Raw genomic sequence first — 26,564 nt, 5'->3', positions numbered from 1 at the left:
GGGAGACCCTCGGGACCGCCGCCGTTCGCGCTACTCGGCCGCCGGGACCTGGGTGCGCAACAGCACCGGAAGGCGGGTCGTGCGGGGCTTCGCCGGGACCTCGGCGACGGCCTTCGGCAGGGCCTGCTCGACGCCGTGCACCACGGACAGATGGCGCTCCCCCCGGCCGAACGCCGTGTACACCCAGGGGCGTGAGAGCGCCTGCCCGGCGTCCCCGGGCAGGACCACGACCGCCGCCGGCCACCGGCTGCCCACGGCCTGGTGCGCGGTCAGCGCCCACCCGTGCCGTACGGCCTGCTCCACCCGTTCCCTCGGCACGACCACCGGGCCGTCGGCGCAGGACAGGTGCAGACCCTCCGCGTCGGCCGTCACCACCCGGCCGGGCACCGTACGGCCCGGCGCGGGCGAGTAGGCGATCCGGTCGCCGGGGTCGAAGCCGCCGAACCGGCCGGGTCCGGGATTGAGCCGTTCCTTGAGGGCGGCGTTCAGCGCGCGCGTGCCGGCCGCGCCGCCGTGCCCCGGGGTGATCGCCACCGTCTCCTCGGGGGTGATCCCGAAGGCCCGCGGCACCGAGTCGGCGACGAGCTGCACGGTCCGGTGCACGGCCTCGCCCGCCTCCCGCACCGGCACGATCACGATCTCCTTGCCGGGCGCGTCGACCTGGTTCAGCTCGCCGATGCCGACGCCGGAGACGAGTTCGCCGATCGGCCCCGGATCGGGCGTGCGCGAGGCGACCTGCGGGCACGCGCGCGCCGCGAGCAGATCGGCGAAGACCCGGCCCGGGCCGGCCGACCACAGCACCGCCGGATCACCGCTGAGCACCAGACGCGCCCCGTCCGGCAGCGACTCCACCAGCATCGCGGCGCTCTCCACGTCCAGTTGCGGAGCGTCGAGCAGGACCAGCAGGTCGAGGGCGAAGGCCCCGTCGGCGTCCCGCCCGGGGCCCTCGGTGCCGGCGAGCAGCCCGGGGACGGTCACCACGGCGCCGGCCTCCGCCCGCTCGCCGAGCAGAGCCGCGAACCGCTGCCGTCCGTCCGGCGTGTGGCAGGCGGCGACCGCGCGCAGGCCCAGGGTCCGGGCCGCGGTGAGCAGCGCCGCCGGTTCCGCCCGGGCGGCGTCGCCGCCGGTGTGCAGCACCAGACCGTGTCCGGCGACGGCGCGCAGCAGTTCGGCCGTGCTGCCGGACGCGTCGGCCGTCACCGGCTCCCACCGCGCGGAGGCCTCCTTGGCCAGGGAGTTGACCACCCGGGCCAGCGCGTCGGCGAGGCTCTCCTCGGCCAGCGCGTACCGCTCCAGGCCCACCAGGACACGGACCGGCCGGGACTCCTCGCCGTCTTCCCCGCTCTCTTCCCCGCTCTCGCCCTCGCCGTTCGTGCCGCTCGCGCTGTTCTCGGTGGTCCCCTCGGGCTGTCCGGACCGGGCCGCTTCCACGGAGTCCAGGGCGTCCTGGAAGACGAGGGCCTCGCCCTCGGCCAGCGCGCTCTGCACGGCCGCCTCGGCGTCCGGCACGCCCTGCCGGCCGAGGGCGGCCGTGAGCGTCGGCAACTCCAGGGCGGTGTGCCCGGCCAGGGCGGCCTGTTCCAGCAGCCAGACCGTCACCGCGCGACCGCGCCGTTCGTCGTCGGGGGCGCACTCCGGGCCCAGCAGCGCCCGCGCGAACCCGTCGGCCTGCTCGGGACGCACACCGGGGACGCGCAGCAGCTGCCACGGGTCCTCGCGCAGCAGATCCTCGGCGCCCTCGCCGAGCGCGGCGGCGGTCTGCGGTGCGAGTGTCTCGGGTGCGCCGCCGTCGGCGAGCACGCGCCGCACGCCCTCGACGGCCTCCGCAGCGGGTGCCGGTGCGGCGGCTGACGCCGGTACGGGGGGCGCCGGCTGGGGGCGACGGACCGGCTCCGGGGCGGGGCGGCGCGGGGCGGGCGCCGGCTCGGCGAACACGGTGGCCGGGGGCTTCGCCCCGCCCTCCACCGCACGCACCGCCGCCAGCAGATCGGCGGCCTTCCCGCTCAGCTTGGTCCCGCTGGCGATGGGCTCCGCCTTCTCGGCCCGGCGCCGCTCGATCCGCTCCCGTTCGAGCTTCTGCGCGGCGAGCTCGGCCTGCGCCTCGGAGAGCTGCGCGGCCGCTTCGGCTTCGGCGTCGGCCTTGCCCGCTTCCGTCCCTGCTGCTGCGTCTGTCTCTTCTTCCGTCTCCGCTGCCGGGTCGGCGTCCGTGGCGGGCGTCTCCTCGCCTTCGCCTTCGCTCTCGCCCTCCGCGTCGCGCGCGGCAGGGGTGTCGTCGTCGCTCGTCGAAGCGCTGTCGGCCGGCGCCGGTTCGGGCTGCGCCGTCGCGGTGTCGTCCGGGGTCCCGGGCTCCTCGGCGGCGTCCGGCGTCGCCGGTCCGGCGTTCTCGGTGCTCTCCGGGGGAACCGACTCCGTGCTCACAGCGTGCTCCAGTCGTGATCGGGATAGCGGTGCACGGGCGCCGACACGTCGTCGAGAGCCCGGCAGATCTCGTCAGGAAGACTAAGGGCCTCCACTGACAACGCGGCCGTGAGCTGCTGCGCGTTGCGCGCGCCGACGATCGGGGCGGCCACGCCGGGCCGGTCGCGGACCCAGGCCAGGGCGACCTGGAGCGGGGTCACCGCCAGCCCGTCCGCGGCGGTCGCGACGGCGTCCGTGATGCGGCTCGCGGTGTCGTCGAGATACGGCTCCACGAACAGCCCGAAGTGGTCCGAGGCGCCGCGCGAGTCGGGCGGCAGGGCGTCGCCCCGGTACTTGCCGGTGAGGACGCCGCGGCCCAGCGGAGAGGAGGGCAGCAGGCCGATGCCCAGGTCCAGGGCGGCCGGCAGCACCTCGCGCTCGACGCCGCGTTGCAGCAGCGAGTACTCCATCTGGGTCGCCGCGAGGCGGGTCCGGGTGCCCGGCGCGGAGAGCTGCCAGGTGGCCGCCTTGGCGAGCTGCCAGCCGCAGAAGTTGGAGACCCCCGCGTATCTGGCGCGGCCACTGGTGACAGCGATGTCGAGGGCCTGGAGGGTCTCCTCCAGCGGGGTGTGGGGGTCGAAGGCGTGCACCTGCCACAGGTCGACGTGATCCGTGCCCAGCCGGGCCAGCGAGGCGTCCAGGGCGGCGAGGAGGTGCCCCCGGGAGCCGTCGTAGCGGCGGTCCGGGTCGGGGACGCTGCCCGCCTTGGTCGAGATGATCAGGTCCCGGCGCGGCACCAGGCCCTCCATCAGCCGCCCGAGCAGGTATTCGGCGTCCCCGTCGCCGTATACGTCGGCCGTGTCGACGAGGGTCCCGCCCGCCTCCCAGAACGTCTTCATGACGTCCGCGGCGTCGTGCTCGTCGGTGTCGCGGCCCCAGGTCAGGGTGCCGAGCCCGATGCGGGACACACGCAGGCCGGTGCGGCCGAGATGCCTCTGCTCCATGGACGCCGAGATTACTGGCCAGAACTGGGCAGTGGGTTGCCTGTGGATAACCGAATTTCCGGGAGGGGGAGCAGAGTTCCGCAGGCCGGGACCCCGGCTCCGATCGGCGCGACCCTCGCCACACCGCCCTCCCAGGCCCCCGGCCCCCGCGCTAAGGTCTGCCCAACAGCGTCGTTACTGATCAGTAAGGGGATCGGCCATGCAGCTCGGGATCAACCTCGGCTACTGGGGTGCCGGAATGGACGGCGACAACCTCGCCGTCGCCCAGGAGGCCGACCGCCTCGGATACGCCGTCTGCTGGGCCGCCGAGGCCTACGGCTCCGACGCGGCCACCGTGCTCACCTGGGTGGCCGCGCAGACCGAGCGCATCGACGTCGGCTCGGCGATCTTCCAGATCCCGGCCCGTCAGCCGGCGATGACCGCGATGACCGCCGCCACCCTCGACTCGCTCTCCGGCGGCCGTTTCCGCCTCGGCCTCGGTGTCTCGGGACCGCAGGTCTCCGAGGGCTGGTACGGCGTCAAGTTCGACAAGCCGCTGTCCCGTACCCGGGAGTACGTGGAGATCGTCCGCAAGGCGATGACGCGGGAGCGGCTGTCGTTCGAGGGCGAGCACTGGACGCTGCCGCTGCCGGACGGGCCGGGCAAGCCGATCAAGCTGACCGTGCACCCGGAGCGCGAGCACATCCCGCTGTACATCGCCGCGATCGGCCCGAAGAACCTGGAGCAGACCGGCGAGATCGCCGACGGCGCCCTGCTCATCTTCCCGTCCGCCGAGCACCTCGAGGACACCGCGATCAAGCACCTGCGGGCCGGGCGCGAGAAGGCCGGCAAGACGCTGGAGGGCTTCGACGTCTGCCCGACGCTGCCGCTGGCCCTCGGCGACGACAAGGACGTCGAGCGGCTCGCCGACACCTTCCGTCCCTACACCGCGCTGTACGTCGGCGGCATGGGCAGCCGCAAGCAGAACTTCTACAACCAGCTCGCGCGCCGCATGGGCTACGAGGCCGCGGCCGACGAGATCCAGGACAAGTACCTGTCGGGTGACAAGCAGGGCGCCGCGGCCGCCGTACCGCACGAGCTGATCGACCGGACCACGCTGCTGGGTTCGGTGGAGCGGATCGCCGACCGGATGAAGGCCTACGCGGCGGCCGGCGTCACGACGCTCACCCTCGCCCCCGCGGGCTTCACCCTGGACGAGCGCCTCGCCTCGCTGCGGGCCGGCGCGGAGGCCATCGAGCTCGCCGGGCTGAGCTAGCCGGGACGGCAGTTCCAGGAGTTCCGGGAGTTTCAGCGGCCGTGGTGGGGGCTCGGGGGTCTTCCCCGCCACGGCCGTCACGCGGAACAACGCGCCACACGGCGCGTGGTTACGCTCCCGGGCCGACTCCTGGGGTACCTCTTTCGGCGGAGTCGTCGGCCACAGCTGTTGCACCGCCTCCCGTGCCGCATTTGACTCGTGCCTTGCGGAATGCTGCGGAATTCTGCGCAATGCGGAGAGGTGCCCCACGATGCTTTCGGCCAAGAGTCTGTTCCAGGAGATCATCGACAACGACGAGTCCTTCGCGCTCTTCTGTTCCATCGCCGCAGGCGGCGAGTCGCAGGGCGGCTGGGAGAACGCCCGGATCGCCGCGCTCGTCCCGCAGAGCGAACACCACCTCGCTCCCAAGATCGCCCGGCACGGCGCCGACGAGGACAAGCACGGGCGGATCTTCAACGCCCTGATGCGCAAGCGCGGGCTCGCCCCCGTGCCCGTCCCGCGCGACACCGACTACACGATGCTCCTGGAGCGCGCCGGCATCGGCCTCGCGCACGAGCGGCTCCGGGCCGACCATCCGCTGACCGTGCACGACATCGTCACCTACCTCGCCCACAGCCGGGTCACCGAACAGCGCGCCTCCGAGCAGATGGAACTGCTGCGCAAGCACTTCACCGACCACCCCGACCTCGGCCGCGCGGTGAAGATGATCTCGAACGACGAGGACAACCACCTCGCCTACTGCCACGAGGAGCTGCTGCGCCTCGCCCGCGCGGGGTACGGCCGCGCCATCCAGCGCACGCTCCGCGGGTGCGCGCTCGCCGAGATCCGGATCTACCGCGACGTCAGCCTGGCCGTCATGGCCCACATGGGAGACATCCTCGGCTGGCCGAGGGCCAGGTCGGCGCTCCTCGCGGCCGGCATCCACGCCGTGTACGCGTGGGAGCGGTTCGCGGGCTGGCGGCGGATGGTCTCCCTGGAGATGCCCGAGCGCCGCGACGCGCTCGGCGGTCCGGCGGTCCCGGCTCCCGAGTACGCCTGACCCCCGACCGCGCGGGCCGGCCCCGCAGCCGTCCCTAGAGCCATCCCCGATGCTTGAACAGCCGGTACAGCAGCACCTCCAGCCCGGCCATCAGCGCGATCACCGCCGGATACGACCACACCCACCGCAGCTCCGGCATGTGCTCGAAGTTCATGCCGTAGATGCCCGCGATCATCGTGGGGATCGCGGCCATCGCCGCCCACGCCGAGATCTTCCGCATGTCGTCGTTCTGCCGGACGCTCATCTGCGCCAGGTGCGCCGAGAGGATGTCCGTGACCAGCCGGTCCAGGCCCTCCACGGACTCGTTCACCCGCGTGAGATGGTCGCTGACATCGCGGAAGAAGGGCCGCGCCCGGTCGTCCACGAAGGGCACCCCCGGGCCCGCCACGCTGGTGCCCGCCAGCCGGGTCAGCGGCGGCCCCAGCGGGCCGGTCGCCCGGCGGAACTCCAGGATCTGCCGCTTGAACCGGTAGATGCGCGAAGCGGTGTGCCGAGAGCCGCCGCCGTCCGGCGAGAACACCTCCGCCTCCAGCTCCCCCAGGTCCGTCTGGAGTTCCGTCGCCACGTCCAGGTAGTGGTCCACCGTGGCGTCGGCGATCGCGTACACCACCGCCGTGGGGCCCTTGGCGAGCAGTTGCGGCTCGTGCTCGAGCCGGTGCCGTACGGCCGCCAGCGGGGCGCCCTCGCCGTGCCGGACGGTCACCGCGAAGCCGTCACCGAGGAAGACCATCACCTCGCCGGAGGAGACCGCGTCGCTCTCGGGCTCGTAGACGACCGGCTTGAACACCAGGAAGAGCGAGTCGTCGTAGATCTCCAGCTTGGGCCGCTGGTGGGCCTTCAGGGCGTCCTCGACGGCGAGCGGGTGCAGGCCGAACTCCCGCGTGACGTGGTCGAACTCCTTCTCCGTGGGCTCGTGCAGCCCGATCCACACGAAACCGCCCGCGGCCCGTGCCTCGGCCAGGGCGTCCGAGAAGTCCTCCGGGCCCTCCGTACGGTGCCCGTCGCGATAGACAGCGCAGTCGACGATCACTCGGCGCATTCTCCCTTCGGACGCTCACCGGCGCACCCTCGCGTGCGCCTACCCTGGGCCGCATGCCCACGTTGATCCTCGTCCGGCACGGCCGGTCCACCGCCAACACCTCCGGACTGCTCGCCGGCTGGACGCCCGGCGTCGCCCTCGACGAGCGGGGAGCCGCGCAGGCGGCCGCCCTGCCCGGGCGGCTCGACGCGCTGCCGATCGCCGAGGTCGTCGCCAGCCCCCTCCAGCGCTGCCAGGAGACGATCCGGCCGCTCCTCGACGCCCGCCCCGGGCTGCGCGCCCACACCGACGAGCGGATCGGGGAGTGCCACTACGGCGACTGGTCCGGACGCAAGCTCGCCGAGCTGATGGACGAGCCCCTGATGGAGGTCGTGCAGGCGCACCCCTCCGCCGCCGCGTTCCCGGGCGGCGAGTCCATGCGGGCCATGCAGACCCGCGCCGCCGAGGCGGTGCGGGAGTGGAACGCGCGCGTGGAGCGCGACCACGGCGCCGACGCCGTCTATCTGATGTGCTCGCACGGCGACATCATCAAGTCGCTCGTGGCGGACGCCCTCGGGCTTCATCTCGACCTCTTCCAGCGGATCTCTGTGGAACCGTGTTCCGTCACCGCGATCCGTTACACCCGGCTGCGCCCCTTTCTCGTGCGCCTCGGCGACACCGGCGACTTCGCGTCGCTGGCCCCGCACGAGGAGCCGCCGGCCGGGGACGCGACGGTCGGGGGTGGTGCGGGCGCACCGTGATCGTCGGCCGCAGTAGGGTGAAGCGGTCCGCAAACGCGCGCGTACCCGCAGGGACGTTCCCCCACGCGTTCCCCGGCCCACGATGACCCCCGATTCCCATGGAGACAGGACGTGTCCCGTCAGGTGTTCCTCTACGACCCCCCGGACCGCTTCGTGGCCGGTACGGTCGGACTGCCCGGGCGCCGTACCTTCTTCCTCCAGGCCACCGCCGGCTCCCGAGTGACCAGCGTGGCCCTGGAGAAGACCCAGGTCGCCGCGCTCGCCGAGCGCATGGACGAACTGCTGGACGAGGTCGTGCGCCGGACCGGCGGCAGCGCCCCCGTGCCCGCGATGTCGCCCGCCGAGAACACCGACACGGCCCCCCTCGACACACCGATCGAGGAGGAGTTCCGGGTCGGCACCATGGCCCTCGCCTGGGACGGCGAGGAACAGCGCATGATCGTCGAGGCGCAGGCCCTCGTGGAACTCGACGCGGACTCCGAGGAGGACCTCGCCGAGGCCGAGGAGAAGCTTCTCCAGGACGAGGAGAACGGGCCCCCGATGCTGCGGGTCCGGCTCACCGGCGCGCAGGCGAGGGCCTTCGCCAAGCGCGCCCTCGACGTCGTCAACGCGGGCCGGCCGCCGTGCCCGCTGTGCAGCCTGCCGCTCGATCCGGAAGGACACGTATGTCCGCGCCAGAACGGATACCGCCGGGGGGCGTGACGACCACCGACCCGGCCGCCGCCGAACTCCTCGCGCGCGGCGAGCTCACCGTCCGCGGGCGCATCCGCGACGCCTCCAACGCGGCCCTGTACTGCACCGTCGCGCACGAGGGCCGCGAGGCCGCCTGCGTCTACAAGCCAGTCGCCGGGGAGCGGCCGCTGTGGGACTTCCCCGACGGCACCCTCGCCCAGCGCGAGGTCGCCGCCTACGAGGTCTCCGAGGCGACCGGCTGGGGCCTCGTGCCGCCCACCGTGCTGCGCGAGGGGCCGTACGGCGAGGGCATGTGCCAGCTGTGGATCGAGACGGCCCCCGAGGCCGACCTGCTCGCCCTGGTGGACGGAGAGGAGCCCGAGCCGGGCTGGAGGGCGATCGGCTTCGCGGAGGTCGGCGAGGGCCGCACCGCGCTGCTCGTGCACGCCGACGACGAACGGCTGCGCCGGCTCGCGGTCCTCGACGCGGTGATCAACAACGCCGACCGCAAGGGCGGCCATCTGCTGCCCACCGCCGACGGCCGGCTGTACGGCATCGACCACGGGGTCACCTTCAACGCCGAGAACAAGCTGCGTACGCTCCTGTGGGGCTGGGCGGGGGAACCCCTGACCGGCGAGGCCGTCGACGTGCTCAAGGGCCTCAGAGGCGCCCTGGAGCCCGGCGGGCGGCTGGCGGTCACCCTGGCGGCGCTCATCACCCCGGCCGAGGTCGACGCCACACGCGCGCGTGCCGACGCGCTGCTGGAGGCCGGGAAGCACCCGGAACCGAGCGGTGACTGGCCAGCCATCCCCTGGCCCCCGGTCTGACCGCCCCCGCCACGCCGGCAGGCATGCCGGACGGAATCACACAAGAGGGCCTTCCCGGCCATCTGGCCTGCTCCGGTTCGTATACGCAACTTCCGTCCGGTTAGGCTCATGACATGCATGCCTGGCCCGCTTCCGAGGTCCCCGCCCTGCCTGGTCAGGGCCGCGACCTGAGGATCCACGACACCGCGACCGGCGGCTTGGTCTCCCTCGACCCCGGTCCCGTCGCCCGTATCTACGTCTGCGGCATCACGCCGTACGACGCGACCCACATCGGTCACGCGGCGACCTACAACGCGTTCGACCTCGTTCAGCGCGTGTGGCTCGACACCAAGCGGCAGGTTCACTACGTCCAGAACGTCACCGACGTCGACGACCCGCTCCTGGAGCGGGCCGAACGCGACGGCGTCGACTGGGTCGCCCTCGCCGAGAAGGAGACGGCGCTCTTCCGCGAGGACATGACGGCCCTGCGGATGCTGCCGCCGCGGCACTACATAGGCGCCGTCGAGGCGATACCCGGCATCGTCCCGCTCGTCGAGCGGCTGCGGGACGCCGGTGCCGCCTACGAGCTCGAAGGCGACGTCTACTTCTCCGTCGAGTCCGACCCCCACTTCGGCCGGGTCTCCGGCCTGGACGCGGCCGCCATGCGGCTGCTCTCCGCCGAGCGCGGGGGCGACCCCGACCGCCCCGGCAAGAAGAACCCGCTCGACCCGATGCTCTGGATGGCGGCCCGTGACGGCGAGCCCAGCTGGGACGGCGGCTCGCTCGGCCGCGGCCGGCCGGGCTGGCACATCGAGTGCGTGGCCATCGCCCTGGACCACCTCGGGATGGGCTTCGACGTGCAGGGCGGCGGCTCCGACCTCGCCTTCCCGCACCACGAGATGGGCGCCTCCCACGCCCAGGCGCTGACCGGCGAGTTCCCCATGGCCCAGGCGTACGTCCACGCCGGCATGGTCGCCCTGGACGGCGAGAAGATGTCCAAGTCCCGGGGCAACCTCGTCTTCGTCTCGAAGCTGCGCCAGGACGGCGTCGACCCCGCCGCCATCCGCCTCACCCTCCTCGCCCACCACTACCGGGCCGACTGGGAGTGGACCGACCAGGTGCTCGTCGACGCCGAGGCCCGGCTCGGGCGCTGGCGTGCCGCCGTCTCCCGGCCCGACGGGCCGCCCGCCGAGGCGCTCGTCGAGGAGATCCGCGAGGCGCTCGGCAACGACCTCGACGCCCCGGCCGCGCTCGCCGCCGTCGACCGCTGGGCGGCGCTCCAGCAGGAGCACGGCGGTACGGACATCGGCGCCCCCGGTGTCGTCTCGCGGGCCGTGGACGCGCTGCTGGGCGTGGCGCTGTAGCCGAAGGCGCCCGTACACCGGGTACGACGAGGGGCGGTGCGCCGCTGCGCACCGCCCCTCTCGGTCCTCTGTCCTGCCCGTCGGCCTAGTCCTCCGAGGAATCGCTGTCGTCGGAGGCGTCGCCGCTCGGCTTCGGCGGCTTCGGGGGCCGGGTCCGCTCCCCGGGGTCCGGCGGGCCGCCGCCGTCCCGGCGCCGCAGATAGCGCTCGAACTCGCGGGCGATCGCCTCGCCCGACGCCTCCGGCAGCTCCGCGGTGTCCCGCGCCTCCTCCAGCGTCTGCACGTACTCGGCGACCTCGGTGTCCTCGGCGGCCAGCTGGTCCACGCCCACCTGCCAGGCACGCGCGTCCTCGGGCAGCTCGCCCAGCGGGATGCGCACGTCGATCAGGTCCTCCAGGCGGTTGAGGAGGGCCAGCGTCGCCTTCGGGTTCGGCGGCTGCGAGACGTAGTGCGGCACGGCCGCCCAGAGGCTCACCGCCGGCACCCCCGCGTGCGCGCACGCCTCCTGGAGGACGCCGACGATGCCCGTGGGGCCCTCGTACTTGGTCTCCTCCAGGTCCATCCGCTGCGCCAGGTCCGCGTCGGACGTGGTCCCGCTGATCGGCACCGGACGCGTGTGCGGGGTGTCACCGAGCAGGGCGCCCAGGATGACCACCAGCTCCACGCCCAACTCGTGCGCGAAGCCCAGCAGCTCGTTGCAGAACGAGCGCCAGCGCATGGACGGTTCGATGCCGCGGACGAGCACCAGGTCGCGTGGCTTGTCGCCGCCGACGCGGACGACCGACAACCTTGTCGTCGGCCACGTGATCTTGCGCACGCCGGCGTCCATCCACACCGTGGGGCGGTTCACCTGGAAGTCGTAGTAGTCCTCGGCGTCCAGCGCCGCGAACACCTCGCCCTTCCACTCCCGCTCCAGGTGCCCGACCGCGGTGGAGGCGGCGTCGCCGGCATCGTTCCAGCCCTCGAACGCGGCCACCATGACCGGGTCGATCAGCTCGGGAACCCCCTCGAGCTCGATCACCCAGCGCCTCCTTCCGACGTGCCCTCGCTTGACCACCCAACCTTACGGCGTTCCGCGGGAGCGCTCGCAGCCCCCTTGCACGGGGGAGTGAACGGATCACTGCCCCGTTCGCCACCCCCGAACACCCCGTGCCGGACCCGACTCACGGCGTCGACGCACAGGCGGCGCACAGAGTGGGCGCACGCCGCGGACTCAGAGCGTCGAGCGCAGCCACTGCTCCACGCTCGCGATGTGCACCGTCGCCCACGACCGCGCCGCCTCCGCGTCCCGGTCGCGCAGCGCTGCCAGGATCGCCCGGTGCTCGCGCAGCGTGCCGGCGACCGCGTCCTCCTGGGTCAGCCCGCGCCAGATCCGGGCCCGGGTGGTGGGCCCGGACAGTCCGTCGAGCAGCGAGCACAGCACCGAGTTGCCGGCGCTCTGCACGATGCCCCGGTGGAACTCCAGGTCGCCGGCCACCAGTTCCTCCACCGAGGGCTCGGCCCCGAGCTTGTCCAACTGGGCGTCGAGGGCGTCCAGTTGCTGCTCGCTGATCCGCAGAGCGGCCATCGCGGTGGCGGCCGGCTCCAGGATGCGGCGCACGGCCAGGAACTCCAGGACCGTGTCGTCGCGGTGGAAGTCGACGACGAAACTCAGCGCCTCGAGGAGCAGTTGCGGATCGAGACTGGTGACGTAGGTGCCGTCGCCCTGTCGCACGTCCAGGATCCGGATCAGCGACAGGGCGCGCACCGCCTCGCGCAGGGAGTTGCGGGACAGACCCAGATCGGCGGCGAGTTCGCTCTCCTTGGGCAGCCGGTCCCCGGGGCGCAGCGCACCCGAGACGATCATGCCCTTGATCTTCTCGATCGCCTCGTCGGTGACTGCCATGCCGGCCTCCCTGTCGTTCATCGCCCAGACGTCGGATCCAGGTACCGGATCCAGACATCGGATGTCTCAGCGCCATTATGGGGGCAGATCAGAGCAGTGCCTCCAGGTCTGCGATCACCGCCCGCTCGTCGACCGTGGTCAGCCCACGATCACGCATCAGCACCCGCCCGTCGACGACCGTGTCCCGCACGTCCGACGGGTGCGCCGCGTACGCCAGCGTCGACCACGGGTCGTGGCGCGGCCGCAGATGCGGTGCGGCCAGGTCGAGGACGATCAGGTCGGCCCGCTTGCCCGCCTCCAGCGAGCCGAGCTGCTCGCCGAGCCCGAGCGCCCGCGCGCCCTCGATCGTCGCCATCCGTACGGCCTGCTCGGCGCCGACCGCCGTCGGATCGCCGGACGCCTTGTGCACCAGCGCCGCCTGCCGCACGGCCCCCAGCACGTCCAGCGAGTTGGAGCTGACGGCGCCGTCCGTGCCCAGCCCCACCGTCACGCCCGCGTTCAGCAGCCGCGGCACGGGCGCGATGCCACAGCCCAGCTTCAGGTTCGACACCGGACAGTGGGCGACGGCCGTGCCCGTGCGGGCCAGCGCCGCGATCTCGAGCGCGGTCAGGTCGACGGCGTGCGCGAGCAGCACGTCGGGGCCGAGCAGCCCGAGGGAGTCCAGCAGTTCCACCGGCCGCTTCCCGTGCTGCACCTCGACCGTGGCGACCTCGGTGGCGTTCTCGGCGGCGTGGATGTGCACCAGCGCCCCGAACTCCCGGGCCAGCGCGAAGACTTCGGTGAGCTGCCCGGGGGAGAGGGTGTACGCCGAGTGCGCGAAGACGACCGGCCGGTGGCCCGGCCGGGCCGGACCACGGGCCACCAGGTCCCGCCGCGCCCACCCGAGCCGGTCCTCGTACGCGATACCGTCCGGCGGCCCGGGGACGTCCATGAAGGTGGGCCCGGTGTGCAGCCGCCAGCCCGCCTCACGGGCCGCCCGCTCGGCCGCCTCGTGGAACCAGTACATGTCCAGCGCCGAGGTCACCCCGGCCCGCAGGCTCTCCGCGACCGCCAGCCGCACCGCCGCCGCCACGTTCTCCGGCGCCAGCAGTTCCGCCTCCCACTTCAGCACCCGCTCCAGGAAACCCTGGAGGGTGACGTCGTCGGCGCGGCCGCGCAGCAGGGTCATCGCGAGGTGGGTGTGCGTGTTGATCAGGCCGGGGAGAACGAGACAGCCGGCGGCGTCGATCTCCTCGGCCGCGGTGTAGCGCCCGCGCAGCTCGTGGGCCGGTCCCACGGCGAGAACGCCGCCTTCGTGGACCGCGACCGCCCCGTCCCGGACGACGGTTCCGGCGTCGTCCACCGTCAGGACGTCGCCGCCGTGCACCAGCAGGTCGATGCTCACGCCTGCTCACCTTCCGCTTCCGCCTCCGCGAGCAGCCGCAGCGCCTCCAGGGAGACCACCGCTCCCCGTTCGACGCCGGCCGCGACGACCTCCCGGTGCGGGTCGTAGCCGCCGGTCGCCTGCTCATCGACCAGCTCGTCGGCGTTGGCACCGTCGATCACCAGCACACCGCCCGCGACCAGGCCGCGCAGCGAGGCCGTGACCAGCAGCGCGGACAGCTCCATCTCGATGGCGGCCAGTCCGGCGCCGTCGTAGGAGAAGAGCGGGAGCAGGCCCGGCTGGAAGGCCGCCCGGGTCCACACGACGCCCCGGTGGTGCGGGGCGCCGGCCTCACGGGCCGCGCGCCGGAGGGCGAGGACCGCCTCGGGCGCGGACACCGCCGGGTACTCCGGGGGCAGCAGCTGATGGGTGACGCCGTCGTCGCGCACGGCCGCCTCCGCGATGACCAGGTCGCCGTCCCCGATGCCGGGCTTCATCGCGCCCGCCGTACCGAACCGCAGGAAGGTGCGCACGCCCGCGTCCGCCAGCTCCTGGAACAGCAGGATCGCGCCGGGCGCGCCCACGCCGTGCGAGGCGACGACGACCGGCAGGCCCTTCCAGCTTCCGCTGAACACCCGGTACTCGCGGTGGTACGAGACCTCCTCGGCGCCGTCGAGGAGCGCGGCGACGGCCGCGGCGCGGGCCGGGTCGCCGACGACCACGGCGTGCGCCGGGAGCCCGGCGCGCGGAATACGGGTGACGGGCAGCAGGTCCTGCGTCATTGGACGGCTCCGGTGGTACGGGGGCGGCGACGGCGGCGGGCCGTCGTGAGGAACAGGGCGCCGAGCGTGACGACGTAGGGCGCGGCGTCGGTCGCCTGCTGCGGGAGGCCGAGACCCTGGAGGCGGAACCCGGCCGCTTCGGCGAGCCCGAACAGCAGCGCGGCGAGCAGGACGCCCAGGGGCGCGGCGCGGCCCAGCATGACGGCCACGACAGCGATCCAACCACGGCCCGCCGTCATGTTCTCCGTGAACAACGTGACGTTGCCGAGGGCGAGCTGGGCGCCCGCGAGTCCGCAGAGCACTCCCGACAGCAGGATCGCGCCGTACTGGTACTTCGCCGGGCTCACCCCGAGGGTGGCCGCCGCGTCGGGCGCCTCGCCGACCCCGCGCAGCCGCAGCCCCCACACATGGCGCGACAGCAGCAGGGCGGCGACCGCGACCGCCGCCCAGGACAGGTACGCGAGCGGGGTGAACCCACCGATCAGCGGCAGTCCGGCGAGGGAGGGATCGTCGAAGGTGCCCTGCACGCCGAAGACGGTGCGCAGCAGGAAGCTGGTCAGGCCGACGGCCAGGAGGTTCATGGCGATGCCGAGGACCACCGCGTCCCCGCGCAGGGTGACCGCGCCCACCGCCAGGATCAGCGAGTACGCGGCCGCAGCGAGCGCCGCCGCCAGGACGCCGAGCCAGGGGCTGCCGGTGAACCAACTGGTCGCCACGGAGGTGAAGCAGCCCATCAGCATCATGCCCTCGAGGCCGATGTTGAAGACCCCGGCGCGTTCGCACAGGGCACCGCCGAGGGCCGCCAGCAGGATCGGGGTGAGCGCGCGCAGCGCCGACATGAGGAGATCGGAGTCGAGGAACATCACACCGCCTCGCTTTCCCGGGTGCGACGGCCGAACAGGCGGCTGGGGAAGCGCAGCCGGGCCGCGAGGAACACGATCACGATCGCCTGGAGCACCTGGGTCAGTTCGCGCGGCACCTCGGTGGTGCGCTCCATCGCCAGTCCGCCGACCTGGAGGACGGCGAAGAAGAACGCGGCGACCACCGTGCCCAGCGGAGCCGCGGCGGCGAGCAGGGCCGCGGTGAGGCCGGTCCAGGTGTAGCCGGGGGCGGTGAGCGAGCCGTCCACGAAGCGGTAGGGGAAGCTCAGCACCCCGATGGCGCCCACGAGCCCGGCGAGGCCGCCGGAGAGCGCCATCAACTTCAGCGTCAGGCCTCGGCGTTCGACGCCCGCGTACGCGGCGAAGCGGGGGTTGAGGCCCGTCATGCGGATCTCGTAGCCGACGGCGGTGCGCCGGTCGGTGAACCAGTACGCGGCGGCGGCGAGCGCGACGAGGACGAGCCCGAGGGTGACCGTGGACTCGCCGAACGCGGGCAGTGCCACCCCGTCCGGCAGCGCACGGGTCTGGGGCAGGCTGGAGCCCGGCTCCTTGAGCGGGTAGCGCGCCAGGTAGGAGGCGAGCGACACCGCCGGATAGCTGAGCAGCAGGCTGCTGACCAGCAGCGGGACCCCGAGGTGGTTCTCGCACAGGGCGGCCAGGACGGCGTACCCGGCACCCGCCGCCATCCCGGCGAGCAGAGCCAGCGCCACGGTGAGGGGCGCGGGGAGCGGCGAGTAGAGACCGGTGACGGCGGCCGTGATCCCGCCGAGCACCATCTGTCCGTCGCCGCCGAGGTTGATCAGCCCGGCCCGCAGCGGGATCGCCAGCGCGAGCGCCAGACCGAGCACGCTGGTGGCGGTGGTCAGGGTCGAGCCGATGCCGTCGGCGCCGAGCGCGCCGGTCACCACGGCCCGGTACGCGGTGACCGGGTCCGCGCCGGTGCCGAGCAGGAACAGCGCGCCGATGACGAGGCCCGCGAGGACGGAGAAGGTGAGGGGGGAGCGCAGGGCTCCGGATATGCGTGTCATGTCTGTGGGCTCATGTCGGTGGGCTCATGTCCGTGAGTGGCCTCCACGGGGGCGCCCGCCATCGCGAGTCCCAGCGTCCGCTCGTCCGCCTCTTCCTTGGCGTACGAGGCCGCGACCCGGCCCTCGTACATGACGAGCACCCGGTCCGCGAGGCCGCGGATCTCGCTCAGCTCGGCCGAGACGAGGAGGACGGCGTGACCGGCGTCGCGGTAGGCGATCAGCTGGTCGTGGATGTTCTGGATGGCGCCGATGTCGACGCCCCGGGTCGGCTGCTCGACCAGCAACAGCGGTGCTTCGTGGGCGAGTTCGCGGCCGATGAGCAGCTTCTGCAGATTGCCGCCGGACAGCGCGGAGGCCGGGACCTCGGTGGTCGCCGCCTTGATGCCGAAGCGCTCGACTAGCCGCCGGGCGTGCGCGCGGACGGCCGCCGGCGGCAGCAGGCCGCGGGCGGAGAGGGTGGTGCGGTGGTGTCCCATGGCCAGGTTGTCCGCGACCGAGGCGGCGGGGGCCGTACCGACCGCGTGCCGGTCCTCGGGGACGTAGGCGAGCCCTTTCAGGCGCCGTTCGGTGGCCGAGGCGTGGGTGATGTCGTCGCCCTGGAGCGTGACCTGTCCGGCGGCGACGGGCCGCAGCCCGGCCAGCGCCTCGACCAGCTCGCTCTGGCCGTTCCCGGCGACGCCCGCGATACCGACGATCTCACCGGCATGGACGGTGAGGTCCACATCGTGGACGGCATCCGTGCCGAACCCGGTGACCCGCAGGACAGCTTCACCGGGCGTTCCCGGAGCGTGGACGCGGTCCAGTTCCACCGCGCGGCCGGTCATCGCGGCGGCGATCTCGTCGGCCGTCGTGTCGGAGGTGACCAGCCGGGCGGCGACCCGGCCGTCCCGCAGGACGGTCACCCGGTCGCTCCCCTCCAGCACCTCGCGCAGCTTGTGGGTGACCAGGACGACCGTACGGCCCTGCGCGGTCAGCGACTTGAGCACGCCGAACAGGGTGTCCGCCTCGGCCGGGGTGAGCACGGCCGTCGGCTCGTCGAGGATGAGCGTACGGGCGCCGCGGTGCAGCAGTTTGAGGATCTCCACGCGCTGCCGCAGCCCGACCGGCAGGTCGCCGACCCGGGCGTCGGGGTCGACGGCCAGCCCGTGCTCCTCGGCGAGCGCGCGCACCCGGCGGCGGGCCGCGGCCCGGTCCACCAGGCCGAAGCGGCGCGGTTCGGCCGCGTAGACGACGTTCTCGGCGACCGTCAGCGAGTCGAACAACTTGAAGCTCTGGTGGACCATGCCGAGGCCGGCGGCCATGGCGTCGGAGGGGCTGGTGAAGCGCACCTCCCCCCCGTCGATCCGGATCGATCCGGCGTCGGCGCGCTCCATGCCGTACAGGACCGACATCAGCGTGGACTTGCCCGCGCCGTTCTCGCCCATCAAGGCGTGGATCTCACCGTGCCGGACGCTGAGGTCGACGGCGTCGTTGGCGAGCGTGCCGGGGAACCGCTTGGTGATTCCCCGGAGCTCGACGGCGAAGTTCTCAGGAGGCGGCGGGGTCATCGACCTTCAGCTCTCCGGAGACGATCTGGTCGCGCAGCGCCTCGACCTTCGTCAGGACGTCCTTGTGGTCGGCGATCACGCACTTCGAGGTGTCCACGCCGTCCTCCAGGCCGGTCAGGCTGATGCCGCCCTCCTTGAGGCCGTACGAGACGGTCGTGCCGGTCGTGCCGCCGAGGACCGACTCGACGCCCTTCTCGACGGCGATGTCCGTGCGCTTGATCACGTTGTCCACGACCGTGCCGGGCGCCGAGGCGCACTGGTTGACGTCGACGCCGTACGCGAACGCGCCCTTGGCCTTCGCGGCCTCGAAGACGCCGTAGTTGCCTGCCGCCGCGGCCGCCATGATCTGGTCGTAGCCCTTGGCCAGCAGGGTGTTCGCCTGCTCCTTGGCGCGGGCCGAGTCGTCGAAGGGAGACTGGCCGCCGACGAAGCGGGTCGACGTCTGCGTCTTGGCGGCGACCTTCTTGGCGCCGGCCGCGAACGGGTCGCTGTAGCGGCGGAACTGGGGAGTGTCGAGCACGTCGACCGCGCCGACCTTGCCGGACTTGCTCAGCAGGCCCGCCTCGGCGCCGGCGAGGTACACGCCCTCGTGCTCACGGAAGACCGCGCAACTGACGTTCTTGAAGGTCTTGGTGGTGCACGCGTCGATGATCAGGAACTGCTGGCCCGGGTTCTTCTCGGCCTGCTGGGCGACGAGGTCGGCGAACTCGAAGCCGACCAGGACGATGACGTCCGGCTTGGCGTCCACCGCGGCCTGCACGTTCTGCTGCTGGGAGGCGGTGTCGGTGGACTCGTAGACCTTCTGGGTCCCGTCGTGCTGCTCGGCCGCGCTCTTGATGCCGGTCACCGCGAGCTTGAGGAACTCGTTCTGGCCGACGGCGTCGGGGGTGACGAGGGTGAAGGACCTGCCGCTGCCGCCGCTCGCACCCGTGGCGGAGTCGTCCTTCTTCGCGGCGGCGTTGCAGGCGGTGGCGAGGAGCACGGTGCCGGTCGCGAGGGCGGCGAGCTGCACGGAACGGCGGTGTCTGCGGGGCATCGGGGAACCTTCCGGATATGCCGAGAGGCGCATCACGATGCTGGGGTGCGCGCGTACGGCGGGGTGAGGTGAGCGACGGTGCTCGGTGCGGCAGAGACCGCGGGGGAGGGCCGAGGGGACGGACTCAGCCGCGACAGCCGTCGCCGGCGCAGCGGCCGAAGTCGAGGAAGCGGCGCCTGGTGAGCAGCGGCATGCGTTCCCCCTTCGTCTCGTTCTGCGGGATGCTGATATCGCCCTGCGGATGCAGGTGCTGGACTCTAACACTCGTTTCCGGACACCCGGCGAGGTGTCTCGAACTGTGGTTCGCTCACCGTCCATCGAGGGTTCTGCCTGGTCATGTACGGTGTCAAACACCATTGGAACATCAGGAGCGTCCCGATATGTCCCAGGAACTGCGCGCCGTCGAGTGGACCGGAACCGGCCTCGCGTTGATCGACCAGACCGCTCTCCCGCACCGCACGGTGACGGTCGATGTCCACGATGTGGACACCCTGGTCGACGCGATCCAGCGGCTGGTGGTCCGCGGTGCCCCCGCGATCGGCGCGGCGGGTGCCTACGGCGTCGCGATCGCGCTGATGGAGGGTGAGCGTGAGGGCTGGACGGCCGACGAGATACGCAAGGCCGTCGCCCGCGTCCGCGAGGCCCGCCCGACCGCCGTGAACCTCATGGTGTGCGTGGACCGGGTCATGACCCGCTTCGACGAGGGGCTCGACGCGGTCCTGGCCGAGGCGGCCGCGGTGCAGCACGAGGACGTCGAGGCGAACCGTGCGATGGGCGCGTTCGGCGCGGACTGGCTGCTGGAGCGGGTCGGTACGGACCGCCCGCTGCGGATCCTGACGCACTGCAACACCGGCGCGCTGGCCACCGCCGGCTGGGGCACCGCCCTCGGTGTCATCCGCGAACTGCACGCGCGTGGACACCTCGAGGTCGTCTACGCCGACGAGACCCGCCCGCTGCTCCAGGGGTCGCGCCTGACCGCCTGGGAGCTGGTCCAGGAGGGCATCCCGCACTTCGTCCAGGCCGACGGGGCCGCCGCCGGCACCATCCTGCGCGGCGAGGTCGACGCGGCGATCGTGGGCGCCGACCGCATCGCGGCCAACGGCGACACCGCCAACAAGGTCGGCACCGTGGGGGTCGCCCTCGCCTGCGCCGACGCGGGCATCCCGTTCCTGGTGGCGGCGCCCACCACGACGGTCGATCTCTCGACGCCGGACGGCGCCGCCATCCACATCGAACTCCGCGGCGAGGACGAGGTGCTGGAGTGGGCCGGGGTGCGGACGGCGCCCGCCGAGTCGCGCGGCCACAACCCGGCGTTCGACGTCACGCCGGGCCGGCTGGTGACGGGCCTGGTGACCGAGCGGGGCGTACTGGAGGTGTCCACGGGGGAGTTGCCCGGGGACCGGCTGCGCTGAGCTGCGCTGAGCTGAGTCCATCGGCCGCGCCTGGACATACCGAAGGCCACGGTCGAGGGACCGTGGCCTTCGGTATGTCCTGCGTCCTGCGTGTCTTCGGGTCTCGCGGGTCTTGCGCGGTCAGCGCCGCGTCAGCTCCAGCTCCAGGAGCCATTCGACGACTTCGGTGTGGTGACGGGCCTGGCGCGGGGTGTCGCCCCACACGTACAGGCCGTGCCCGGCCACGACCACCGCGGGCATCCGGGGTTCGCGGGCCGCCTCCAGCCGGTCGCCGAGTACCTTCATGTCCTGGCTGTTGGCGATGACCGGCAGCGTCACCTCGACGTCGTGCGCGGGCTGGCCGACGCCCTTGAGCATCTCCACGTCCTTGAAGGCGATCCCGCCCGGGTGCCGGTGGCCGAGCGCCACGGAGGCCACCGTGTGCACGTGGACGACGGCGCCCGCACCGGTCAGCGCGGCCACGCGCGCGTGCAGTTCGGCCTCCGCGGACGGCTTGCCCTCGTGCACGGCGGCGCCGTTCTCGTCCACCAGCACCACGTCCGCGGGGGTCAGTTCACCCTTGTCGCGACCGCTCGCGGTGACCGCGAGCCGCAGCGGGTCGCGGGCGAGCACCACCGACAGGTTGCCCGAGGTGCCGCGCATCCAGCCGAAGGAGGCGAAGCGGGCGGACTCGGCGGCGAGGACCGCCCCCGCCTCCTCCAGGTCCGGTGCGGTGAGGTCGGCGGTCATGAAGTGCTCCTGGAGTTGCTTACGGTGATCTCGTCGAACGTCCCCGCCTGCGCGTGGCCGCCGACGCCCTGCTCGAAATACGGCTCCCCCGGCCGCCGGACGCCGACCGCGTGCCAGCCGGCCTCGCGGGCCGCGTCCAGCTCGCCGGGCCGGTCGGAGAGGAACAGCAGCCGGTCGGCCGCCAATGCGGTCGACCCGGCGATACGGCGGTACGAATCCGGCTCCTGCTTGGGGCCGGCGTTCTCGGTGTCGTACAGCCCGGAGAGGAGCGAGGTGAGGTCGCCCGCCGGGCTGTTGGCGAACCACGCCCGCTGGGCGGACACCGCACCCGACGAGTAGACGTACAGCCGCAGCCCCGCCGCGTGCCAGGCGCGCAGCCGCGGTACGACGTCGTCGTAGAAGTGCGAGACGAGGTCGCCGCGCGCGAAGCCCTCGGACCAGATGACGCCCTGAAGGCTCTTCAGCGGGGTCGCCTTGCGGTCCTCGTCGAGCCAGGCGTTCAGTGTCTTCTCGATCGTGGCCGCGTCGGCGTCCGGCTCGCCCGTCAGCTCCCGTACCTGCGCGATCGCGTGTGCCACCACGGGCTCCTCGGCCCGCTCGGTGAGCAGCTCGGCGAAGCGGGCGCGGGAGTACGGGTACAGCACGTCCACCACGAAGCCCGTGGCGCTCGTGGTGCCCTCGATGTCGAGCACCACGGCGTCCACGTCGTACGTCGGGCCCGGCACGCTCACGCGGCGGCCCGGTCGGCCTCGTAGCCGGCCGCGATCGTGTCGTAGTCCGGGAAGCGGCCGGCGATGGTGGAGCCGGTGAAGCTGCCGATCCAGCCGTCCTCCTCGTGGAAGAAGCGGATCGCGGTGAAGGAGGGCTTCGTGCCCATGTCGAACCAGTGGGTGGTGCCGCGCGGCACGCCCAGCAGGTCGCCCTTCTCGCAGAAGACCGCGTGCACCTCGCCGTTCACGTGCAGGTAGAAGATGCCAGAGCCGGAGACGAAGAAGCGGACCTCGTCATCGTCGTCGTGGGTGTGCTCCTGGAGGAACTTCTCGCGGGCCGCCTTCGCCTTCGCCGGGAACTCCGGGTCGTCGCTCGGGTGCAGACCGAGGACGTCGACGGTGGTGAAGCCCTCCTGCGCGTTCAGCTTCTCGATCTCCGGGCCGTACGCCGCGAACACCGTCTCGCTGTCGGCGTCGAACGGCACGTCCGCGCGGACCGGCCACTGTTCGTAGCGCACGCCCAGCGGCGCGAGGGCGGCGGCGATCTCGACGGGGTCGGAGGTGCGGCGGACCAGGGTCTCCGGGCCGGACTCGGACCAGGTCGTCAGCAGCGTCATGGAAGCAACTCCAGGCTTCTGGAAGGGGTGTCCGGATACCGAGACGGATCGGACGGGGAGGTGAACGGGAGAGGCAGGCGGCGGGGACGGTCACTCAGCCGCGACACGGCGCGCCGGGACAGCGCCGCATGCAGGGCATGCGCAGCGCGTTCGCGCGATATCTGGTCATCGGGGCCTCACCGTGCCGGGTCGGATGCCGGTTCCGTGATGGTAACTCCCGGCGGCGCGTGCCCCGCCTGTGACGTAATCGTTGTCTCGGATATTGAGATGCGGTGTCCATTCCTTTGACGGGTGGCTGAAATCGTTCTCATGATCTGCATATGAAGACGCTGCTGCTCGTGCGGCGGCTGTACGTGGACTTGCTCCGGTCGACCACGGCCAGCTGTCGCTGACCCCTCCCGGAGCTCCGACGCGCCCCCGTTCCCGGGGCGCTCCCCGCCTCGCGCGGTGGCTCGTTCCCGTCCTTCGCTCCGGGCTCACGCACCCCTGCTTCGCCTCCCCTCCGCCTCACCCCTCTGCGTCACCTTGCACCTGGAGCCCCTCATGTCCCGTGTCCGTCTGCCTCTCGCCGCGCTCTCGCTGGCCTCCGTCTCCGCCCTGGTCCTCTCCGGCTGCGCGCAGTCCACGGACGCCTCGAAGGACACCGGCAACGCCGCCGCCTCGGCCTCCGCCGCCACCGGCAAGAAGCCCGCCCCCTTCAGCGCGGGCGCGGTCAAGGTGGCCCTGGTCCGGCAGAGCGGCGCCGGCGACTACTTCGAGCAGTGGGGCAACGGCGCGAAGGCCCAGGCCAAGGCGCTCGGTATCGACCTGACCGTGTACGACGCCCAGGCCGACAACGCCAAGCAGGCCACCGACCTGTCCTCGGCGATCAACTCCGGGGCGAAGGCGATCATCATCGACCACGGCTTCCCGGCGACCATCCAGCCGGAGATCGACAAGGCCGTGAAGAAGGGCATCAAGGTCGTCGTCTACGACGTCGAGACCGCCACCGAGGGTGTCGTCTCCACCAAGCAGGACGACGCGAGCATGGCCCAGGCGGTCCTCGACGTGATGGCCAAGGAGGTCGGCAAGAACGCCAAGGTCGGCTACGTCAACGTGGCCGGCTACGCCGCCCTCGACAAGCGCGACAGCGTCTGGAAGTCGACGGTCACCTCGCAGGCCTGGAAGCAGCAGTTCAAGGTCGGCAAGGTCACCGACTCCACGGCCACCGACAACGTTCCCCTCGTCTCCGCCGCGCTCACCCAGCACTCCGACGTGGCCGGTGTGTTCGCGCCCTACGACGAGCTGGCCAAGGGCACCGTGCTCGCCGTGCAGAACAAGAAGCTCCAGGACAAGGTGAAGGTCTTCGGCGCCGATGTCTCCAACGCCGACATCCAGCAGATGACCGCCGCCGACAGCCCCTGGGTCGCCACCGCGGGCACCGACCCGTCCGCCGTCGGCGCGGCCGTCGTCCGCACCACGGCGCTGGAGCTGGCCGGTCAGCTGAACAAGACCTCCGTCGAGTTCCCGGCCGTCGCCATCACCCAGGACTTCCTGCGCGAGAAGAAGATCGCGAACATGGACCAGCTGCGGGAGGCGCTGCCCGCGCTGAACCTGTCGCAGGTCTCCACCGCGGACTGGATCTCGAATGTCGCCCACTGAATCCGGCCCTTCGCAGGCCGTCCCGGCGGTCGGCCTCACCGACGTCAGCATGGCCTTCGGCGGCAAGACGGTGCTCGCCTCCGTGACGCTGGACATCGCACCGGGCAGCGTGGTCGCGCTGCTCGGCGCGAACGGCGCCGGCAAGTCCACGCTGATCAAGATCCTCTCGGGCGTCCACACGGACCACGGGGGAGAGGTGCGCGTCGACGGCACCCCGGTCGCCCTCGCCTCGCCGCTGGCCGCCCGTCAACTGGGTATCCAGACGGTGCACCAGCGGATCGGCGAGGGCATCGTGCCCGGCCTCACGGTCGCCGAGAACCTGGTCTTCGAGGAGCTCGCTCAGAAACGCGGCAACCCGTTCCTGAGCGGCCGCAGCACGCTCGCCCGGGCCCGCGAGATCCAGGCCGGCCTCGGCCTGGACTGGAGCGAGCAGGTGCTGAGGCAGGACGTCGGCGAACTCGGCATCTCCGACCGGCAGTTGCTGATCCTGGCCCGCGCGCTGGCGACCCGCCCCCGGCTGCTCGTCCTCGACGAGCCGACCTCCGCGCTCTCCGCCGCCGAGGCACAGCGGCTGTTCGCGCTCGTCGAGCGGATGCGCGAGGACGGCATCGCCGTGCTCTACGTCTCCCACCGGCTCGGCGAGATCGACGCGCTCGCCGACCGGCTGGTCGTCCTGCGCGACGGTCTTCTCACCGAGGACCAGGCCAAGCCCTTCGACTGGGACGCGGCCCTGCGCGCGATGCTGGCCCAGACCCATGAGGTGACGACGGCCCGGCCCGTCAGGGAGGGAGCCGCGGGAGAGGTCGCCCTCTCGCTGCGTGGCGTCCGCCTCTTCGACGGCCGCACCCCCCTCGACCTCGACCTGCGCGCCGGGGAGGTCACCGGCGTCGTGGGTCTGCTGGGCGCGGGCAAGACCGAGCTGGCGCGCGGCCTGTTCGGCGCGGAGCCCTTCGCCACCGGCACCGTCGGACTGGACGGCACGGCCTACGCGCCCCGCCGCCCCTCCGACGCCATCCGGGCCGGCGTCCACCTCGTCCCCGAGGACCGGCACGCCGACGCCCTGGTGCCCGGCTGGTCGGTCGCGCGGAACATCTCGCTGCCGTTCCTGAAGTCCTTCTCCCGGGCCGGTCTCATGAACCGGGCGAAGGAGGACGCCCTCGGCCGCGAGACGATCGACGCCCTCGGCGTCGTCACCCGCGACGAGCACAGCACCGTCGAGGAACTGTCGGGCGGCAACCAGCAGAAGGTCGTCGTCGGCCGCTGGCTCGCCCACACCCCGCGCGTCCTCATCCTGGACGAACCGTTCCGCGGTGTGGACATCGGCGCGCGGCGCGACATCGGCCGCCGGGCCCGTGCCCTCGCCGCCGAGGGCGCGGCCGTCCTCGTCCTGTCCGCCGACGTCGACGAGGTCCTGGAGGTGGCCGACCGGGTCGTCGTCCTCGCGGCCGGTGAGGTCCATCTGGACGCGTACGGCGAAGACGCGGAACGCGACCGCGTGATCCAGACCATCTCGGCGTCCGTCTGATGCCGGCCCGTCCCCACGAAGGCCCAGGAATCACCCCATGACCACCACCCAGAGCACCGAGGTCCCCACCAAGGCGGTCCTCCCGCCGGTGACCTCCACCGCGGTGCGCGTCCAGAACGCCGTGATCAAGTACGGCTTCATCTTCGTGACGGTCGCGCTGTTCCTGTACTTCGCGCTGAGCGAGGGCTCCTTCCGCGAGTCGGCCACCCTGCTCGACACCCTGCGGTACGTCTCCGTCGCCGCCATTCTCGGTCTCGGTGTCACCCTCACCATGGCCGTCGGCGGAATGGACATGTCCGTCGGGGCCGTCGCCGGACTGGGCGTCTCCGTCGCCGCCCAGACGATGGTCGTCTTCAACCAGGTCGGCACGGTCGCGATCCTCGCGGTGCTGGTGGCGGGCGCGCTCGCCGGCCTGCTCAACGCCCTGCTGATCGTCGTACTGAAGATCCCCGACATGCTCGCCACCCTCGGCACGATGTTCGTCATCCAGGGCAGCAAGCTGATCCTCGTCGACGGCCAGTCGATCACTCCGGGCATGACGATGTCCGACGGATCGACCGCGCCCGGCAAATTCACCGACGGCTTCCTGAAGATCGACCGCGGCACGGTCCTCGGCATCCCGATCTCCGTGCTGATCTTCGGCGGTCTGACGATCGCCGCCTGGGTCTTCCTCGCCCGCACCCGCTGGGGCCGCGTCCTGTACGCCATCGGCGCCAACCCCGAGGCCTCCCGGCTGGCCGGCATCCGGGTGGGCGCCTACCGCGCCCTGGCCTACGTCATCTCCGGCGTCCTCGCCTCGGTGGGCGGCCTCATCCTGGCGTCCAGGATCGGCCAGGGCGATGTGTCGGCCGGTACCTCCCAGCTGCTGGAGGCGGTCGCGGTGGCACTCGTCGGCACCTCCGTCCTGGGCCGCGGCCGGCCGAACGTCTGGGGCACGGCCCTCGGCGCGGTGCTCATCGGCATCATCACCACCGGCCTGACCATCAAGGGCCTGCCGTACTACACGCAGGACGTCGTCGAGGGCGCGGTGCTGATCCTCGCCCTGGTCTTCAGCTTCACCCTGTCCAAGCGCCGCACCGCATAAGGGAGTTC

The 26,564-nt window shown here is 72.5% G+C and carries 24 protein-coding genes; 10 read left to right on the top strand and 14 right to left on the bottom strand.

The annotated features are described in order from the left end of the window. Positions 1 to 30: 30 nt before the first annotated feature. Together ACFVYS_RS18690 and ACFVYS_RS18685 are read right to left on the bottom strand one after the other, a co-directional pair. On the bottom strand, positions 31 to 2,418 hold the full coding sequence (locus ACFVYS_RS18690; RefSeq protein WP_389503260.1) for a helix-hairpin-helix domain-containing protein: 2,388 nt from the start codon (positions 2,416 to 2,418) through the stop codon (positions 31 to 33). Next, entirely contained in the window at positions 2,415 to 3,401 is a 987-nt protein-coding gene (locus ACFVYS_RS18685) for an aldo/keto reductase (RefSeq protein ID WP_389503258.1), read from the bottom strand. The genes ACFVYS_RS18690 and ACFVYS_RS18685 overlap by 4 nt, the downstream gene beginning before the upstream one ends. Positions 3,402 to 3,600: 199 nt before the next feature. Between ACFVYS_RS18685 and ACFVYS_RS18680 the strand changes: the two genes are divergently transcribed. Together ACFVYS_RS18680 and ACFVYS_RS18675 are read left to right on the top strand one after the other, a co-directional pair. Next, on the top strand, positions 3,601 to 4,656 hold the full coding sequence (locus ACFVYS_RS18680; RefSeq protein ID WP_389503256.1) for an LLM class F420-dependent oxidoreductase: 1,056 nt from the start codon (positions 3,601 to 3,603) through the stop codon (positions 4,654 to 4,656). Between the two features lie 250 nt (positions 4,657 to 4,906). Continuing rightward, positions 4,907 to 5,695 (top strand): ferritin-like domain-containing protein, encoded by a 789-nt coding sequence (locus ACFVYS_RS18675; protein WP_389503254.1) that lies wholly within the window; start codon positions 4,907 to 4,909, stop codon positions 5,693 to 5,695. A 34-nt stretch (positions 5,696 to 5,729) separates the two neighbouring features. Here the strand turns inward: ACFVYS_RS18675 and ACFVYS_RS18670 are convergent, their stop codons facing one another. Then, positions 5,730 to 6,725, bottom strand: a complete 996-nt coding sequence (locus tag ACFVYS_RS18670; protein ID WP_389503252.1) for a magnesium and cobalt transport protein CorA — start codon at positions 6,723 to 6,725, stop codon at positions 5,730 to 5,732. Between the two features lie 62 nt (positions 6,726 to 6,787). On the opposite strand from ACFVYS_RS18670, the gene ACFVYS_RS18665 reads away from it, so the two are divergent. From ACFVYS_RS18665 to mshC, 4 genes are all read left to right on the top strand, one after another. Continuing rightward, complete coding sequence (locus ACFVYS_RS18665; protein ID WP_389503250.1) at positions 6,788 to 7,474, top strand: histidine phosphatase family protein; 687 nt, start codon at positions 6,788 to 6,790, stop codon at positions 7,472 to 7,474. 111 nt (positions 7,475 to 7,585) lie between these two features. Continuing rightward, a complete protein-coding gene (locus tag ACFVYS_RS18660) occupies positions 7,586 to 8,176 on the top strand; it encodes a DUF3090 domain-containing protein (RefSeq protein ID WP_327182149.1) in 591 nt (196 codons plus the stop codon). Then, positions 8,140 to 8,973 (top strand): SCO1664 family protein, encoded by an 834-nt coding sequence (locus ACFVYS_RS18655; protein ID WP_389503248.1) that lies wholly within the window; start codon positions 8,140 to 8,142, stop codon positions 8,971 to 8,973. Before ACFVYS_RS18660 ends, ACFVYS_RS18655 begins: the two co-directional genes overlap by 37 nt. A 113-nt stretch (positions 8,974 to 9,086) precedes the next feature. Beyond that, complete coding sequence (mshC, locus tag ACFVYS_RS18650; RefSeq protein ID WP_389503246.1) at positions 9,087 to 10,316, top strand: cysteine--1-D-myo-inosityl 2-amino-2-deoxy-alpha-D-glucopyranoside ligase; 1,230 nt, start codon at positions 9,087 to 9,089, stop codon at positions 10,314 to 10,316. Between the two features lie 85 nt (positions 10,317 to 10,401). On the opposite strand, the gene ACFVYS_RS18645 is transcribed toward mshC, so the two are convergent. The 8 genes from ACFVYS_RS18645 to ACFVYS_RS18610 all read right to left on the bottom strand — a co-directional run bounded on the left by ACFVYS_RS18645 (position 10,402) and on the right by ACFVYS_RS18610 (position 18,838). Next, on the bottom strand, positions 10,402 to 11,337 hold the full coding sequence (locus tag ACFVYS_RS18645; protein ID WP_389503244.1) for a PAC2 family protein: 936 nt from the start codon (positions 11,335 to 11,337) through the stop codon (positions 10,402 to 10,404). Between the two features lie 192 nt (positions 11,338 to 11,529). Continuing rightward, positions 11,530 to 12,201, bottom strand: a complete 672-nt coding sequence (locus tag ACFVYS_RS18640; protein ID WP_020128291.1) for a FadR/GntR family transcriptional regulator — start codon at positions 12,199 to 12,201, stop codon at positions 11,530 to 11,532. Positions 12,202 to 12,289: 88 nt separating this feature from the next. Next, positions 12,290 to 13,585: an amidohydrolase gene (locus ACFVYS_RS18635; protein WP_389503242.1), complete on the bottom strand. Its 1,296-nt coding sequence runs from the start codon at positions 13,583 to 13,585 to the stop codon at positions 12,290 to 12,292. Then, positions 13,582 to 14,346 carry a nucleoside phosphorylase gene (locus ACFVYS_RS18630; RefSeq protein WP_389503240.1) on the bottom strand — a complete coding sequence of 255 codons (765 nt, stop codon included), beginning with the start codon at positions 14,344 to 14,346 and terminating at the stop codon, positions 13,582 to 13,584. The genes ACFVYS_RS18635 and ACFVYS_RS18630 overlap by 4 nt, the downstream gene beginning before the upstream one ends. Beyond that, the gene (locus ACFVYS_RS18625; RefSeq protein ID WP_082412605.1) at positions 14,343 to 15,209 is read right to left on the bottom strand and encodes an ABC transporter permease; all 867 of its coding nucleotides are present in this window, start codon (positions 15,207 to 15,209) and stop codon (positions 14,343 to 14,345) included. Before ACFVYS_RS18625 ends, ACFVYS_RS18630 begins: the two co-directional genes overlap by 4 nt. Next, positions 15,209 to 16,255 (bottom strand): ABC transporter permease, encoded by a 1,047-nt coding sequence (locus ACFVYS_RS18620; protein WP_389503238.1) that lies wholly within the window; start codon positions 16,253 to 16,255, stop codon positions 15,209 to 15,211. The genes ACFVYS_RS18625 and ACFVYS_RS18620 overlap by 1 nt, the downstream gene beginning before the upstream one ends. Further along, complete coding sequence (locus tag ACFVYS_RS18615; protein WP_389503236.1) at positions 16,252 to 17,802, bottom strand: ABC transporter ATP-binding protein; 1,551 nt, start codon at positions 17,800 to 17,802, stop codon at positions 16,252 to 16,254. The genes ACFVYS_RS18620 and ACFVYS_RS18615 overlap by 4 nt, the downstream gene beginning before the upstream one ends. Next, positions 17,783 to 18,838, bottom strand: a complete 1,056-nt coding sequence (locus ACFVYS_RS18610) for a BMP family ABC transporter substrate-binding protein (RefSeq protein WP_389503234.1) — start codon at positions 18,836 to 18,838, stop codon at positions 17,783 to 17,785. Before ACFVYS_RS18610 ends, ACFVYS_RS18615 begins: the two co-directional genes overlap by 20 nt. Positions 18,839 to 19,218: 380 nt before the next feature. Here ACFVYS_RS18610 and mtnA point away from each other — a divergent pair, with 380 nt between their 5' ends. Further along, complete coding sequence (gene mtnA / locus ACFVYS_RS18605; RefSeq protein ID WP_389503232.1) at positions 19,219 to 20,250, top strand: S-methyl-5-thioribose-1-phosphate isomerase; 1,032 nt, start codon at positions 19,219 to 19,221, stop codon at positions 20,248 to 20,250. A 120-nt stretch (positions 20,251 to 20,370) separates the two neighbouring features. Here mtnA and mtnB read toward each other — a convergent pair whose 3' ends face one another. From mtnB to ACFVYS_RS18590, 3 genes are read right to left on the bottom strand one after another with little or no spacing between them, the layout of a single operon-like run. After that, positions 20,371 to 20,979 (bottom strand): methylthioribulose 1-phosphate dehydratase, encoded by a 609-nt coding sequence (mtnB, locus tag ACFVYS_RS18600; RefSeq protein WP_389503231.1) that lies wholly within the window; start codon positions 20,977 to 20,979, stop codon positions 20,371 to 20,373. Further along, positions 20,976 to 21,710 carry an acireductone synthase gene (mtnC, locus tag ACFVYS_RS18595; protein ID WP_389503230.1) on the bottom strand — a complete coding sequence of 245 codons (735 nt, stop codon included), beginning with the start codon at positions 21,708 to 21,710 and terminating at the stop codon, positions 20,976 to 20,978. The genes mtnB and mtnC overlap by 4 nt, the downstream gene beginning before the upstream one ends. After that, positions 21,707 to 22,306 carry an acireductone dioxygenase gene (locus tag ACFVYS_RS18590; RefSeq protein WP_389503228.1) on the bottom strand — a complete coding sequence of 200 codons (600 nt, stop codon included), beginning with the start codon at positions 22,304 to 22,306 and terminating at the stop codon, positions 21,707 to 21,709. Before ACFVYS_RS18590 ends, mtnC begins: the two co-directional genes overlap by 4 nt. A gap of 543 nt (positions 22,307 to 22,849) precedes the next feature. Between ACFVYS_RS18590 and ACFVYS_RS18585 the strand changes: the two genes are divergently transcribed. The 3 genes from ACFVYS_RS18585 to ACFVYS_RS18575 are packed head-to-tail and all read left to right on the top strand — an operon-like array spanning position 22,850 to position 26,556. Then, positions 22,850 to 23,947, top strand: coding sequence for a substrate-binding domain-containing protein (locus ACFVYS_RS18585; protein ID WP_054239379.1), 1,098 nt, complete (start codon positions 22,850 to 22,852; stop codon positions 23,945 to 23,947). Continuing rightward, positions 23,934 to 25,472, top strand: coding sequence for a sugar ABC transporter ATP-binding protein (locus tag ACFVYS_RS18580; RefSeq protein ID WP_389503227.1), 1,539 nt, complete (start codon positions 23,934 to 23,936; stop codon positions 25,470 to 25,472). Before ACFVYS_RS18585 ends, ACFVYS_RS18580 begins: the two co-directional genes overlap by 14 nt. Before the next feature lie 37 nt (positions 25,473 to 25,509). Further along, positions 25,510 to 26,556: an ABC transporter permease gene (locus tag ACFVYS_RS18575; RefSeq protein ID WP_389503225.1), complete on the top strand. Its 1,047-nt coding sequence runs from the start codon at positions 25,510 to 25,512 to the stop codon at positions 26,554 to 26,556. Positions 26,557 to 26,564: the final 8 nt, after the last annotated feature.

This window comes from Streptomyces sp. NPDC058295 (assembly GCF_042880655.1).
GTDB classification, from domain to species: Bacteria; Actinomycetota; Actinomycetes; order Streptomycetales; family Streptomycetaceae; genus Streptomyces; species Streptomyces coriariae.
This window is presented reverse-complemented; position numbering and strand designations above follow the sequence as displayed.

Bases quoted from the DNA above. Each gene is read 5' to 3' on its own strand.
- ACFVYS_RS18590 (WP_389503228.1), bottom strand. From the start codon at position 22,306: ATGACGCTGCTGACGACCTGGTCCGAGTCCGGCCCGGAGACCCTGGTC.
- ACFVYS_RS18580 (WP_389503227.1), top strand. From the start codon at position 23,934: ATGTCGCCCACTGAATCCGGCCCTTCGCAGGCCGTCCCGGCGGTCGGC.
- ACFVYS_RS18685 (WP_389503258.1), bottom strand. From the start codon at position 3,401: ATGGAGCAGAGGCATCTCGGCCGCACCGGCCTGCGTGTGTCCCGCATC.
- ACFVYS_RS18610 (WP_389503234.1), bottom strand. From the start codon at position 18,838: ATGCCCCGCAGACACCGCCGTTCCGTGCAGCTCGCCGCCCTCGCGACC.
- ACFVYS_RS18680 (WP_389503256.1), top strand. From the start codon at position 3,601: ATGCAGCTCGGGATCAACCTCGGCTACTGGGGTGCCGGAATGGACGGC.
- ACFVYS_RS18630 (WP_389503240.1), bottom strand. From the start codon at position 14,346: ATGACGCAGGACCTGCTGCCCGTCACCCGTATTCCGCGCGCCGGGCTC.
- ACFVYS_RS18655 (WP_389503248.1), top strand. From the start codon at position 8,140: ATGTCCGCGCCAGAACGGATACCGCCGGGGGGCGTGACGACCACCGAC.
- ACFVYS_RS18640 (WP_020128291.1), bottom strand. From the start codon at position 12,201: ATGGCAGTCACCGACGAGGCGATCGAGAAGATCAAGGGCATGATCGTC.
- ACFVYS_RS18585 (WP_054239379.1), top strand. From the start codon at position 22,850: ATGTCCCGTGTCCGTCTGCCTCTCGCCGCGCTCTCGCTGGCCTCCGTC.
- mtnB (WP_389503231.1), bottom strand. From the start codon at position 20,979: ATGACCGCCGACCTCACCGCACCGGACCTGGAGGAGGCGGGGGCGGTC.
- ACFVYS_RS18575 (WP_389503225.1), top strand. From the start codon at position 25,510: ATGACCACCACCCAGAGCACCGAGGTCCCCACCAAGGCGGTCCTCCCG.
- mtnA (WP_389503232.1), top strand. From the start codon at position 19,219: ATGTCCCAGGAACTGCGCGCCGTCGAGTGGACCGGAACCGGCCTCGCG.
- mshC (WP_389503246.1), top strand. From the start codon at position 9,087: ATGCATGCCTGGCCCGCTTCCGAGGTCCCCGCCCTGCCTGGTCAGGGC.
- ACFVYS_RS18615 (WP_389503236.1), bottom strand. From the start codon at position 17,802: ATGACCCCGCCGCCTCCTGAGAACTTCGCCGTCGAGCTCCGGGGAATC.
- ACFVYS_RS18625 (WP_082412605.1), bottom strand. From the start codon at position 15,209: ATGTTCCTCGACTCCGATCTCCTCATGTCGGCGCTGCGCGCGCTCACC.
- ACFVYS_RS18620 (WP_389503238.1), bottom strand. From the start codon at position 16,255: ATGACACGCATATCCGGAGCCCTGCGCTCCCCCCTCACCTTCTCCGTC.
- ACFVYS_RS18675 (WP_389503254.1), top strand. From the start codon at position 4,907: ATGCTTTCGGCCAAGAGTCTGTTCCAGGAGATCATCGACAACGACGAG.
- ACFVYS_RS18665 (WP_389503250.1), top strand. From the start codon at position 6,788: ATGCCCACGTTGATCCTCGTCCGGCACGGCCGGTCCACCGCCAACACC.